This window comes from Actinoplanes sp. CA-030573, assembly GCF_050951115.1.
Classification (GTDB): Bacteria; Actinomycetota; Actinomycetes; order Mycobacteriales; family Micromonosporaceae; genus Actinoplanes.
On record NZ_CP192038.1, the window covers coordinates 7,474,000 to 7,486,337 of the forward strand.

Here is a 12,338-nt window from a genome sequence, read left to right on the forward strand (position 1 = left end):
GCCCGGAAAAGCTTGAACTACTCTGCGGTGGTGTCCGTGGCTTCGGCCGCGGGCGTCGCGGCACCATCGCCCTCGCGCGGCTCCCGCGGCGGACGGGCGTTGGCCGCGACCGTCGCAGCAGCAGCTGCCTTCGTGGCCCGGTGGGGGGCCAACACCATGATCATGTTCCGGCCGTCCTGCTTCGGGCTGGCCTCGACGAAGCCGAGCTCCGAGATCTCCTCGCTGAGCCGGCGCAGGAGCCGGAAGCCCAGCTCGGGGCGGCTCTGCTCACGACCGCGGAACATGATCGTCACCTTGACCTTGTCGCCCGCCTTGAGGAACCGCACCACGTGACCCTTCTTGGTCTCGTAGTCGTGCGGGTCGATCTTCGGACGGAGCTTCATCTCCTTGATGACGGTCTGCTGCTGGTTGCGCCGCGCTTCGCGGGCCTTGAGTGCGCTCTCGTACTTGAACTTGCCGAAGTCCATGAGCTTGCACACCGGCGGCCGCGCCATCGGAGCAACCTCGACCAGGTCCAGGTCGACGTCCGCGGCCAGCTGCAGGGCGCGCTCGAGCGGCACGATGCCGACCTGCTCACCCTCGGGACCGACCAGACGGACCTCACGAGCCCGGATCTGTTCGTTAACGCGTGGTTCGACGCTGATGGGGCCTCCTCAGAACGGTTTCTGTCTCACGCCCCACGGTTCCCCAACCGTGCGGCGCTGCCAATGTCGGTCGGCCCCGAGCATCCCTTTGGTCGCGGGACACCGAGAAAGCAGAAGGCCCCGGTCTGCGCCGAACTGCACGCATGCCAGGGCCCGCTCGACCGGTCATCGGCGTCCATGAGGACGCTCCCCGGGCTCGGGATATTCCCGAACCGGGTGACCGGACCCGATCACCTCAGGGATGGGCGGGTGGGAACCAGCGGGCTCCTCTTTCGCGCCCGCACACGAGTGCGGGCGTGGTCGACTCCCGTGCAGTCTATCAGGCGTCGACGGACGCCGAATGCAGGGCCCGCAGAGCACGTACGCCCTCGACCGCGTAGTCCTTGTCGGCCGCCTGCAGTGCGTGGATCGACACCTGCTCGTCGTCGTGCAGCTCGAGCTGCGCCCACGGCGAGTTGCGGTCGAAGCGCACCGCCCGCACCACGGACCACGGCAGGTCGTAGCCGCCGACGACGTTACGGATCTTGATGTGCTCGGCGTCGGCCACCACCCGGGGCCGGCAGAACGCCAGGATGCCGAGCGCGATCAGCACACCGAGCCCGATCATCGCGGTCTGGTCGCCCCGCTCGAACTGGCCCGAGTTGTCGAAGCCCTTCGAGCCGTGCAGCCCGAAGCTGATCGCGGTGAAGAGCACCAGGACACCCGCCGCCGCGAGGCCCGCGACCAGCCGGATCTTCTTGGGTCGGTACGTCACCGTCGCCACCCCTCCAACCTACAGTCTGCAGTTGGCGATGTCGGTGACCAGGATGGCCCGGGCGCCGATCTCGTACAGCTCGTCCATGATCTTGTGGGCGTCGGCCCGCTGGACCATGGCCTGCACGGCGACCCACCCCTCCCGGTGCAGCGGCGAGACGGTCGGCGACTCGATGCCGGGCGTCACCGCGGTCGCGTTCTCCAGCAGGTCGGCGCGGACGTCGTAGGCCAGCATCACGTAGCTGCGGGCGACCAGCACGCCCTGCAGCCGGCGGATCAGCTGGGCCATCCCGGCCGGCGACTCGCCCGCCCGCCCGATCAGGATCGCCGACGACCGCAGCAGCGGCTCGCCCAGCGTGACCAGGCCGGCCTGGCGCAGCGTCGCGCCGGTCTCGACCACGTCGGCGATCAGGTCGGCCACGCCGAGCCGCACCGCGTTCTCCACGGCGCCGTCGAGGCGTACGACATCGGCTTTGAGATCGTTGTCGGCGAGATAGCGCGCGACCACACCCGGGTAGGCGGTCGCGATGCGCCGGCCGCCGATCTGGTCGGTCGACTCGATCGTGCCGGCCGGCGCCGCCCACCGGAACGTGGCCCCGCCGAACGCCAGGTCGACCAGCTCCTCGGCGGCCACCCCGGAGTCGACCAGCAGGTCCCGGCCGGTGATGCCGAGGTCGAGATCGCCGGAGGCGACGTAGGTGGCGATGTCACGCGGTCGCAGGTAGAAGAACTCGACGTTGTTGGGCTCGTCCCGGCAGACCAGGTCCTTCGGGTCGGTGCGCTGGCGGTACCCGGCATCGCGCAGCATCTGCGAGGCCGGCTGGGAGAGGGTGCCCTTGTTCGGAACGGCGATGCGCAGCATGGACGTGCTCCTTGGTCTGAAGAGGATCGACAGGGAGGTGGCACGTCAGAGATGTCGATACACGTCCTCGAGGTCGAGACCGGTCGCGATCATCAGAACCTGGGCCTGGTAGAGCAGCTGGGAGATCTCCTCGGCGGCCCGCTCCGGGCCCTCGTGCTCGGCGGCCATCCAGGACTCGGCCGCCTCCTCGACGACCTTCTTCCCGATGAAGTGGACCCCGCGCTCCAGGGCCACGACGGTGGACGACCCCTCGGGGCGCGTCTCCGCCTTCTCCCGAAGCTCGGCGAACAGCTCTTCGAACGTCTTCACGGCCGCCATTGTGACAACTCATCACGGGATCGATACGAACGGCCCCCGCAGGTGAGACGTGCCCTAGGCTCCCCGTCATGGTCAGCCGAAACACCCTCACCTACGCCGGTGGCGCCGCGCTCGCCCTGGCCGCCCTCGCGGCCTGCGCGCCCGCCGACGAGAGCACCTCGCCCAGCGCCTCGGCCTCGGTCTCCGCGAGCACGTGCGCGCCGGGAGCCCTGTCGACCAAGACCGCGGGCAAGCTCACGATCGGCACCGACAACCCCGCCTACGAGCCCTGGTTCAGCGACAACAAGCCGAGCAACGGCAAAGGGTTCGAATCGGCCGTCGCGTACCAGGTCGCCCAGCGTCTGGGCTACTCGGCCGAGAACGTGACGTGGGTCTCTGTGACGTTCAACAACGCGATCGCGCCCGGGCCGAAGACGTTCGACTTCGACATCAACGAGTTCTCGATCACCGACGAGCGCAAGAAGGCCGTCGATTTCTCGTCGCCGTACTACCTGGTCCGGCAGACCGTGATCACGACCAAGAAGTCGAAGATCGCGAACGCCAAGTCGATCGCCGACCTCCAGTCGGCCAAGCTCGGCGCGCAGGTCGGCACGACGAGCTACCAGGCCATCACCGACGTGATCAAGCCGACCACCAAGCCATCCGTCTTCAACACCAACGACGACGCCAAGGCCGCCCTGGTCAACGGCACGGTCGACGGCATCGTGGTCGACCTGCCGACCGCGTTCTACATGACCGGCGCCGAGCTCGACGACGGCGTGATCGTCGGGCAGCTGCCGCAGGTCGGCGTGCCCGAGCAGTTCGGCCTGGTGCTCGACAAGGACTCGGCGCTGACCGGCTGCGTGAGCTCCGCGGTCGACCAGCTGCGGCAGGACGGCACCCTCGCGGTGCTGGAGAAGACCTGGCTCGCCGCGGGCGGAGCTCCCGAACTGCAGTGACCCATCCAACCGCCCCGCCCACCACCCAGAACATGACTGAAGACAGAGCCGGACACCGACCGAGTGACATTCAGCTGGGGCGGATCGCCTACCGGAGACGGCGGGCGATCCGGTCGGTGCTGCTCGCGGCGCTCTCCACCGCCGTCCTCGGGACGCTGCTGGGCCTGCTGATCACCGGCGCGCCCGGCTGGGAGCGGGTCAAGCAGTCGTTCTTCGACCCGCAGATCGCCCGCGAGTTCCTGCCCGACATCCTCGAGGGCCTCTGGCTCAACATCCGCATGCTGGTCGTCTGCGCCGTCTGCGCGCTCGCGCTGGGCCTGCTGGTGGCGGTGCTGCGGACGCTGCGCGGTCCGGTGTTCTTCCCGGTACGGGCGCTGGCCACCGTCTACACGTACTCGTTCCGGGGCCTGCCGCTGATCATCGTGATCTACCTGTGCGCGTTCGGCATCCCGGGTCTGCGGCTGCAGGGCACGCCCAACGTGACCGTGCTCGGCGGCGCGGCCATCGTGATCACCTATGGCGCCTACCTGGCCGAGGTGTTCCGGGCCGGCATCGAATCGGTGCACCCGAGCCAGGTCGCGGCGGCCCGCTCGCTCGGGCTCACCTATCGGCAGGCGATGCGGCACGTGGTGCTGCCGCAGGCGGTCCGCCGGGTGGCGCCGCCGCTGCTCAACGACACCGTGGCGCTGCAGAAGGACGTGGGCCTGATCTCGCTGGCCGGCCCGATCGACGCGATCCGCGCCGCTCAGATCGGGGTGGCGCAGACGGCGAACTTCACCCCGTACGTGGTCGCGGGTGTGCTCTTCGTCCTTTTGGCCCTGCCGCTCATCGGGATCACCGACTGGGTGACGCTGCGCGCGGCCCGACGCCAGAACGCGGGGACCTGATGGTGCTGACCTGCACGGACGTGCGGAAGACGTTCGGCGAGACGGTGGTGCTCGACGGGCTCGATCTACGCGTCGACGAGCACGAGGTGGTGGCGCTGATCGGCGCGTCCGGCTCCGGCAAGTCGACCCTGCTGCGGTGCGTGAACCTGCTGGCCGAGGTCGACGACGGCACGATCGAACTGGACGGCGAGGACATCACCAACCCCAAGGTCGATCCCGATCTCGTACGCCGGAAGATCGGCCTGGTCTTCCAGTCCTACAACCTCTTCCCGCACATGACGGTGCTCGACAACATCACCCTGGCCCCGACCCGGGTGTACGGGCGGCCGGCCGCCGAGGCGCGCGACCAGGCGATGGAGTGGCTGTCGCGGGTGGGCCTGGCCGACAAATCGGGCAGCTACCCGGACCGGCTCTCCGGCGGCCAGCAGCAGCGGGTGGCGATCGTGCGGGCGCTGGTCAACTCGCCCCGGCTGCTGCTGCTCGACGAGGTGACCTCGGCGCTCGACCCCGAGCTGGTCGGCGAGGTGCTCACCATGATCCGGGACCTCAAGGGGGACGGGATGACCATGGTGCTGGCCACCCACGAGATGGGGTTCGCCCGGCAGGTCGCCGACCGGGTGGCGTTCCTGGACCGCGGCCGCGTGCTCGAGCAGGGCCCGCCCGCGCAGGTGCTCGGCGACCCGGTCGAGGCCCGCACCCGGCAGTTTTTGGCCCGAATTATCGAGGCCGGACGGCTATAGCCCCGTTTTCCTCTTCTTGCAGGCGCTAGATCGCGGTCCACATTGATCAATGGTTGCGCGATAGGTTCCCGGCAATGCCTCAACGGGGGAGGAAAACGGGGATGAAACGTAAGCTGATCGCCTTCACGGCCGTGCTCGTCACGCTGCTCGCCGCGCCATTCGCACCTTCGGTGGCGGCCAATGCGGCACCGAGCGGCGGCCAGTCCGCCGCCACCGTCGCCGACATTCTGCGGATGAATCCGAACGCGAAGCAGATCGCGCCGAACGTGGTCAACGTCGCGCCCAACGTCGACCTGGTGGTGCCGGCGAAGGCGGCCGCCGGCCTGGCGACCGACTCGACCTATGCCCAGTGCTCGTACCAGTACCTGTGCGTCTTCGAGGCCGCCGTCGGCATTGGCCTCAACGGGGGCTACGCGCTCCGGTTCAGCGCCTGCACCAGCTACAACCTCGGCTATTACAGCTATCCCGATTTCCGGTACGTCGGAACGGCGGCCGGCCCGAAATGGAACGACCGGATCAGCGCGGTCTTCGACAATCAGACCTCCGGGGCCAATTACGCCTCGTTCTACAACTGGACCGGCAGCGCCTGGCAATTCCGGTTCGGCCCCGGTCACCAGATCATTTTCCCCTATGTAGGCGACTACAACAACGACACGTTCGACCGGGTCGACGTCTGCTGACCGCGTGATGTCCCGCGCCCGCTGTGGGGAGACGGCGGGCGCGGAGGCACTACGGCTTGGAGATCTCGCGGAGCACGAGGGCGGCGTCCAGCGCGGCCACCGTGCTCTGCCAGCCCTTGTCCTCGATCGAGTCCTCGAGGCCGGCCCGGTCGCGGGCCTGCCCGAGGCTGTGCACGGTCAGCACGCCGTGCGCGACCGGGGTGTGCTCGTCCAGCGCGATGCGGGTCAGGCCGGTCGTGACGGAGTCGCAGACGTACTCGAAATGCTCGGTCTCGCCCTTGATCACCACACCGATCGCCACCACCGCGTCGCACTTCTTCGCCAGCGCCTGGGCCACCACCGGCAGCTCGACCGCGCCGGCCACGCGGTGGACGACCACGTCGGTCACGCCGCACGCCTCGGCCGCGGACCGGGCCCGCTCGATCATGTGCTCGATCAGGTCGGAGTGCCATCGCGCGCCGACGATGCCGAGCCGCAGCCCGGCGGCGTCGACGGTATCCATGTGCGGGTCACCGAAGCCGGCCATCCTCGCCCCCTCTTTCTTGCATTGTCACTCTTTTTGCCGCCGAATCAGCCCAAAGCCTCGAACAGGTGGCCCATACGGTCGCGCTTGGTCCGCAGGTAGCGCACGTTCTCCGGGTGCAGCCGCACCGGCAGCGCCTCCCGGCCGGTCACGGTCAGGCCGTAGCCCTCGAGGCCGGCCCGCTTCGCCGGGTTGTTGGTGAGCAGCCGCATCGAGCGCACGCCCAGGTCGTAGAGGATCTGCGCGCCGGTCCCGTAGTCCCGGGCGTCGGCCGGCAGGCCCAGCTCGAGGTTCGCGTCGACCGTGTCGAAGCCGCGGTCCTGCAGCTGGTACGCCTGCAGCTTGTGCAGCAGGCCGATCCCCCGGCCCTCGTGCCCGCGCATGTAGAGCACGACGCCGCGGCCGGCCTCGGCCACCCGCTCCAGCGCCGCGTCTAGCTGCGGCCCGCAGTCGCAGCGCTTGGAACCGAAGACGTCCCCGGTCAGGCACTCGGAGTGCACCCGCACCAGCACGTCGCGGCCGTCGCCGATCTCGCCGAAGACGAGCGCGACGTGCTCGCCGCCGTCGACGGCCGCGCGGTAGCCGACGGCGGTGAAGTCGCCGTGCTCGGTCGGCAGCTTGGTCTCGACGACCCGCTCCACCTGCCGGTCGTTGCGCCGCCGGTAGGCGACCAGGTCGGCGATCGTAATCAGCACGAGGTCGTGCTCGATCGCGAACTTCTCCAGGTCGGGGCGGCGCTGCATGGTGCCGTCGTCGTTGACCATCTCGCAGAGCACGCCGGCCGGGCGCAGGCCGGCCAGCACGGCGAGGTCGATCGCGGCCTCGGTGTGCCCGGGGCGGCGCAGCACGCCGCCGGCCTTGGCCCGCAGCGGCACCACGTGGCCGGGACGGGACAGGTCGGTCGGACGGGTGTCGGGCGACGACAGCAGCCGCAGGGTGCGGGCCCGGTCGGCGGCCGAGATGCCGGTGCTCACGCCCTCGGTGGCGTCGACCGTCACCGCGTACGCCGTGCCCCGCCGGTCCTGGTTGGTGTGGTACATCGGTGGGAGGTCGAGCCGGTCCGCCTCCTCCTCGGTGATCGGCGCGCAGATGTAGCCCGAGGTGTAGCGCACCATGAAGGCCACCAGCTCCGGCGTCGCCTTCTCGGCCGCGAAGATGAGGTCGCCCTCGTTCTCCCGGTCCTCGTCGTCGACCACGATGACGGGCCGGCCGGCGGCAATGTCGGCGATCGCCCGCTCAATGTCTTCGAACATCATCGGCTCCCCAGCATCTTTTCCACGTACTTGGCGATCACGTCGACCTCGAGATTCACCGGGTCGCCCGCGCTCTTGGATCCCAGGACGGTCAGCTTCAGCGTGGTCGGGATCAGGCCGACGCTGAACGACTCGTCGTCGACCGCCATGACGGTCAGCGAGACGCCGTCGACGGTGATCGAGCCCTTCTCCACCACGTACCGGCTCAGGCTCTCCGGCAGCGAGAAGCGCAGCACCTCCCACTCCGACTCGGGCGTGCGGTCGAGGATCGTGGCGACCCCGTCGACGTGGCCCTGCACCAGGTGGCCGCCGAGCCGGCTGCCCACCGTGGCGGCGCGCTCCAGGTTGACCTGGCTGCCCTTTTTGAGCGCGCCGAGTGAGGACCGGCGCAAGGTCTCGCCCATCACGTCGGCGGTGAAGACGCCGTCGACGTTCTCGATCACGGTGAGACAGACCCCGTTGACGGAGATCGAGTCGCCGTGCCGGGCGTCGGACGTGACGACCGGGCCGCGTACCGCGATGATCGCGTTGTCGCCTTGGTTCTCCAGGCTGACCACGTCACCCAGTTCCTCGACGATGCCGGTGAACATCAGCTCTCCTTCTGCCGGAGCGATGCGGTGAAGCGCAGGTCGGGGCCGATCTGCGCGATGTCGGTGAGGTCGAGCTCGATGGCGTCGCCGATGGTGGTGACGCCGGCGTCGACGAGGGCGGGCTTGCCGGCGCCGAGCAGCTTGGGCGCCACGTAGCCGATCACCTGGTCGACCAGTCCGGCGGCCAGGAACGAGCCGGCCAGCGTGGGTCCGCCTTCCAGCAGCACCGAGCGGATCCCCCGGCCGAAGAGCGCGACGAGCAGCGCGTGGAGATCGACGCGGCCATCCGGGCCGGCGCCGACCTCGGCGGTGGTGACGACCCAGGTGGGTGCGGCGACGTCGCGCACGCGCGCTTTCCCGGGGGTACGCCCGGAGGAGTCGACGACCACGCGAAGCGGCTGCTTGATCGCCAGCGTGCCGTCCTTGAGGTCGCGCACGGTGAGCTGCGGGTCGTCGGCGATCACCGTGCCGGCACCCACCATGATCGCGTCCATCGTGCCGCGCAGCACGTGCACGTCGCTCCGGGCCGGGGCCGAGGTGATCCACTGGCTGGTGCCGTCGGCGGCGGCCGAGCGGCCGTCCAGCGTGGCGGCGAACTTCCAGGTCACGTACGGCCGGCCGCGCCGCACCGCGGTGAGCCAGGCGACGTTGCCCTGCTCCGCCTCCTTGCGCCGCACCCCCGTCTCGACCTGCACCCCCGAGGCCCGCAGCGTCACGGCGCCGCCGGCCGCGACCGGCGTCGGATCGTCCACCGCGATGACCACCCGGCGCACCCCCGCGTTGATCAGCGCGAGGCTGCAGGGCCCGGTACGCCCGGTGTGGTTGCAGGGCTCGAGCGTGACCACCGCGGTGCCACCGCGTGCCCGCTCCCCGGCCTGCGCGAGCGCGACGATCTCGGCATGCGGCCCGCCGGCGTAGGCGTGGAAGCCCTCGCCGACCACCTCACCCTCGGCGTCGAGCAGTAGACACCCGACGACGGGGTTGGGGCTGGTCGTGCCGAGGCCCCGGGCGGCCAGCGCAATAGCGCGGCGCATCGCCTCGTCCTCGGTCACCATGCTGTGCTTTCCTCTCGGGCGCGGTGCGGTCACGCGCCGGGGGAAAGCGGAAGAAACGCCGGGAAAGGGACATCAGGGTACGCCAGGCGCACCCCGGTTCGCACGCGGCGCCGTTTCGCACGCCGCCCACGGTCCGTTTCCGCGCGCTGTCTCCCATCCGGACTGTCTGACCGTGCGGCGTGATGCTTGCCGCTCGATCAACCGTCGGCCCCGGATTTTCACCAGGTCCACCGTCCATCATCATGACGTCCGGGTCGCGGGCTTACCGATGCTCGCGCATCGGATCACCGCCGGTTCGGAATTTCACCGAGTCCCGCCAGCGCGTGGTGGGTCACCCCCGAGTGTGTCACGAAGGCTCGTCTTTGCCACCATGTGCGCGAGCCATCTCACATCGCGGCCCGATTGCGCAGGTCAGCGGGGGTGCGGTTTTTGGCGGTCGCTCGGTGGACAACTCCGGAGAAATGTCAGAGGGGGCTGCTTCAGTGGTGCCCACCCAGTGCCTGGGTGGGGACCAGTGGGCGCCGCGACGCCGCACCGGAGGGCGACGGGGGCCGGCGCAACCACGGACGGGCGCGGGCAGCGCAGGCGCAGGCATCGCGAGCGGGCATCTCATCCGCCACGCCGCGGGCCTGGCATCGCGTCACAGGCTCGTTATCGCCTCACAGGCGCGCGCATCGCAGGCGAGGTGAGTCACACCCTGATGAATTGCGGCATGCGCGGCACCGGAAGCTATCAAGATCCGCCAGGCAAACGCCCAACGAGAGGCATGGCGGCTCGGGGCGCTGCGGAGAGCGTGCGTGCGAGGGCGGCTTGCGGGCGTGCTGCACGGCTTGCGGGCGGGGCGAGCTGAGACGCGGCAGGGCGAGGCCGGGCCGGGCGCGGCGGGCCGGCGGGTCAGGCGCGGCGGGCCGGGCGGGCCGAGCGCGGCGGGCCAAGCGCGGCAGGCCGGGCGGGCCGAGCGCGGCAGGCCGGGCAGGCCGGGCGGGCCGAGCGCGGCAGGCCGGGCGGGCCGAGCGCGGCGGGCCGAGCGCGGCAGGCCGGGCGGGCCGAGCGCGGCAGGCCGGGCGGGCCGAGCGCGGCGGGCCGAGCGCGGCAGGCCGGGCGGGCCGAGCGCGGCAGGCCGAGCGGGCCGAGCGCGGCGGGCCGAGCGCGGCAGGCCGGGCGGGCCGAGCGCGGCAGGCCGAGCGCGGCAGGCCGGGCGCGGCGGGCCGGCGGGCCGGGCGGGCGAGACGAGGCGGGCCGGCGGACAAGGCGGAGCGACGCGGGCCGAGGCGGGGTGGGCGAGTAGGGCGAGGTGAGTGGGTGGCTGGCGCCGGCGGGGGTTGTTACTCCTCTGGCTCGGCCTCGCTGCGGCGGCGGTCGATTGCTACGTAGGAGCCGGGCTGGGACTTGGCTACCTTTTTCATCTCGGAGGCCACCGCGATCACCACTCGGGGGTCGGTGAACTTGCGGCCGTCGACGGTGGCCTGGGCCACGCCGATCGAGAGGGTCACCAGGGCCGCGCGGTTCTTGTTGCCTCGGCGGTCGGGGACCTCGATGTAGCCGCGCTCGGCGTCGGACGGGTCGTAGAGCTGGTCGGCCGCCTGCTCGAAGTCGGTCACCGTGCGCTTGGTCAGCGGCAGCACCTGGTCGGGCGCGCAGATGAAGACGAAGTCGTCGCCGCCGATGTGGCCCAGGAAGATCGAGGGCGGGCCGACCGTGGTCACCGCCTTGTGCAAGCTGCGGGCCAGCGCGCCGATGAACTCGTCGCCCCGGTCGAAGCCGTAGACGTCGTTGACGCTCTTGAAGCGGTCGATGTCGATGTAGCCCACGGAATACTCGCCGCCGGCCTTCATGCGGTCGGCGATCTCGCGCCGGACCCGCGCGTTGCCGGGCAGACCGGTCAGCGGCGAGACCTCGCGGAACTCCTTGTTGCGCCGCAGGGTGGACTGCACCCGGGCGATCAGCTCGGTCGTGTCGAAGGGCTTGACCAGGTAGTCGTCGACGCCGGCGGCCAGGCCCACCACCTTGTCGACGGTCATGCTCTTGGCGGTCAGCATGATGACCGGGAGGGCGCTGGTCAGCGGCTCGGCACGCAGCTTGCGGGTCAGCTCGACGCCGTCCATGCCGGGCATCATCCAGTCGACCACGGCCAGGTCGGGACGCCTGTCCTCCATCAGCTGCAGCGCCTCCTGGCCGTGCTCGGCCCGGATCACCTCGTAGCCCTGCATCTTGAGGTTGAACTCGACGAAGCTCGCGATGTCCTGATCGTCGTCGACCACCAGGATCAGATCGGGCCGCTCCTCCGGATCGACACCGAGCTCGTCCGCCTCGCGCACCACGCCGGTGCTCATCCTGCTACCCCGCTCCCGCCGGCCCGCACGGCAACCCTCCCCACAAGCAGCTCAATCATGCGACGGACCGGCCCCGGCGGCCAGTGCCCGCAGTTTCCGGATCGCCTCGGCCGGGTCGTCGGCCCCGTAGACCGCCGTGCCCGCCACGAACGCGTCGGCGCCCGCCTCGGCCGCCCGGGCAATGGTGTCGGCCGCGATGCCGCCGTCGACCTCGAGCCGGACGGCCAGGTCCTTGGCGCTGATGCGACGCCGCACGTCGCGCACCTTGTCGAGCATTTCGGGCAGGAACGCCTGCCCGCCGAAACCCGCCTTGATCGTCATGATCAGCAGGGTGTCGACGTAGGGCAACAGCTCGAGATAGGGCTCGACGGGCGTGTCGCGGTCGATCGCGAGGCCGGCCTTGGACCCGGCCGCGCGCAGCGCCTTGGCCAGGGCCACCGGGTTTTCGCAGGCCTCGGCGTGGAACGTGACGTTGTAGGCACCGGCCTCGGCGTAGCCCGGCGCCCAGCGCTCGGGGTCGGTGATCATCAGATGCACGTCGAACGGGATCGTGGTCGACTTGCGCAGGCTCTGCACCACCGGCAGGCCGATCGTCAGGTTGGGCACGAAGTGGTTGTCCATGACGTCGACGTGCACCCAGTCGGCCTCGCCCTCGATGGCACCCACCTCGTCGGCGAGACGGGCGAAGTCGGCGGCCAGGATGCTCGGGGCGATGATCGGCTTTGGGCTCACGGGAGGAGTCTAGGGCGTCGGCGCCGCTCG

Annotated in this window: 14 protein-coding genes and 1 riboswitch; of the genes, 4 read left to right on the plus strand and 10 right to left on the minus strand. The window is 70.5% G+C overall.

What is annotated here, in order from left to right:
• Nucleotides 1-17: 17 nt before the first annotated feature.
• The 4 genes from infC to ACQP2F_RS34340 all read right to left on the minus strand — a co-directional run bounded on the left by infC (nucleotide 18) and on the right by ACQP2F_RS34340 (nucleotide 2,568).
• A complete protein-coding gene (gene infC / locus ACQP2F_RS34325) occupies nucleotides 18-644 on the minus strand; it encodes a translation initiation factor IF-3 (RefSeq protein WP_433307700.1) in 627 nt (208 codons plus the stop codon).
• Between the two features lie 319 nt (nucleotides 645-963).
• On the minus strand, nucleotides 964-1,407 hold the full coding sequence (locus tag ACQP2F_RS34330; RefSeq protein ID WP_433294898.1) for a PH domain-containing protein: 444 nt from the start codon (nucleotides 1,405-1,407) through the stop codon (nucleotides 964-966).
• 9 nt (nucleotides 1,408-1,416) lie between these two features.
• Nucleotides 1,417-2,259 (minus strand): ATP phosphoribosyltransferase, encoded by an 843-nt coding sequence (hisG, locus tag ACQP2F_RS34335; protein WP_433294900.1) that lies wholly within the window; start codon nucleotides 2,257-2,259, stop codon nucleotides 1,417-1,419.
• 45 nt (nucleotides 2,260-2,304) lie between these two features.
• On the minus strand, nucleotides 2,305-2,568 hold the full coding sequence (locus ACQP2F_RS34340) for a phosphoribosyl-ATP diphosphatase (protein ID WP_030440099.1): 264 nt from the start codon (nucleotides 2,566-2,568) through the stop codon (nucleotides 2,305-2,307).
• A gap of 77 nt (nucleotides 2,569-2,645) precedes the next feature.
• Between ACQP2F_RS34340 and ACQP2F_RS34345 the strand changes: the two genes are divergently transcribed.
• The 4 genes from ACQP2F_RS34345 (at nucleotide 2,646) to ACQP2F_RS34360 (ending at nucleotide 5,822) form a co-directional block, all read left to right on the plus strand.
• Nucleotides 2,646-3,515, plus strand: a complete 870-nt coding sequence (locus ACQP2F_RS34345) for an ABC transporter substrate-binding protein (protein WP_433294903.1) — start codon at nucleotides 2,646-2,648, stop codon at nucleotides 3,513-3,515.
• A gap of 32 nt (nucleotides 3,516-3,547) precedes the next feature.
• Nucleotides 3,548-4,402 (plus strand): amino acid ABC transporter permease, encoded by an 855-nt coding sequence (locus ACQP2F_RS34350; protein WP_433294905.1) that lies wholly within the window; start codon nucleotides 3,548-3,550, stop codon nucleotides 4,400-4,402.
• Nucleotides 4,402-5,142 carry an amino acid ABC transporter ATP-binding protein gene (locus ACQP2F_RS34355; RefSeq protein ID WP_433294907.1) on the plus strand — a complete coding sequence of 247 codons (741 nt, stop codon included), beginning with the start codon at nucleotides 4,402-4,404 and terminating at the stop codon, nucleotides 5,140-5,142. Before ACQP2F_RS34350 ends, ACQP2F_RS34355 begins: the two co-directional genes overlap by 1 nt.
• Before the next feature lie 101 nt (nucleotides 5,143-5,243).
• Nucleotides 5,244-5,822: a hypothetical protein gene (locus ACQP2F_RS34360; RefSeq protein ID WP_433294909.1), complete on the plus strand. Its 579-nt coding sequence runs from the start codon at nucleotides 5,244-5,246 to the stop codon at nucleotides 5,820-5,822.
• 49 nt (nucleotides 5,823-5,871) lie between these two features.
• On the opposite strand, the gene ribH is transcribed toward ACQP2F_RS34360, so the two are convergent.
• The 6 genes from ribH to rpe all read right to left on the minus strand — a co-directional run bounded on the left by ribH (nucleotide 5,872) and on the right by rpe (nucleotide 12,308).
• Entirely contained in the window at nucleotides 5,872-6,348 is a 477-nt protein-coding gene (ribH, locus tag ACQP2F_RS34365; protein WP_433294911.1) for a 6,7-dimethyl-8-ribityllumazine synthase, read from the minus strand.
• 44 nt (nucleotides 6,349-6,392) lie between these two features.
• Nucleotides 6,393-7,598, minus strand: coding sequence for a bifunctional 3,4-dihydroxy-2-butanone-4-phosphate synthase/GTP cyclohydrolase II (locus ACQP2F_RS34370; protein ID WP_433294913.1), 1,206 nt, complete (start codon nucleotides 7,596-7,598; stop codon nucleotides 6,393-6,395).
• A complete protein-coding gene (locus tag ACQP2F_RS34375) occupies nucleotides 7,598-8,188 on the minus strand; it encodes a riboflavin synthase (RefSeq protein WP_433294915.1) in 591 nt (196 codons plus the stop codon). The genes ACQP2F_RS34370 and ACQP2F_RS34375 overlap by 1 nt, the downstream gene beginning before the upstream one ends.
• The gene (gene ribD / locus ACQP2F_RS34380; RefSeq protein WP_433294919.1) at nucleotides 8,188-9,243 is read right to left on the minus strand and encodes a bifunctional diaminohydroxyphosphoribosylaminopyrimidine deaminase/5-amino-6-(5-phosphoribosylamino)uracil reductase RibD; all 1,056 of its coding nucleotides are present in this window, start codon (nucleotides 9,241-9,243) and stop codon (nucleotides 8,188-8,190) included. Before ribD ends, ACQP2F_RS34375 begins: the two co-directional genes overlap by 1 nt.
• Nucleotides 9,244-9,384: 141 nt before the next feature.
• A riboswitch (FMN riboswitch) is annotated at nucleotides 9,385-9,568 on the minus strand.
• A 1,000-nt stretch (nucleotides 9,569-10,568) separates the two neighbouring features.
• Nucleotides 10,569-11,576: a GGDEF domain-containing response regulator gene (locus tag ACQP2F_RS34385; RefSeq protein WP_433294921.1), complete on the minus strand. Its 1,008-nt coding sequence runs from the start codon at nucleotides 11,574-11,576 to the stop codon at nucleotides 10,569-10,571.
• 51 nt (nucleotides 11,577-11,627) lie between these two features.
• Nucleotides 11,628-12,308: a ribulose-phosphate 3-epimerase gene (rpe, locus tag ACQP2F_RS34390; RefSeq protein ID WP_433294923.1), complete on the minus strand. Its 681-nt coding sequence runs from the start codon at nucleotides 12,306-12,308 to the stop codon at nucleotides 11,628-11,630.
• Between the last annotated feature and the right edge of the window lie 30 nt (nucleotides 12,309-12,338).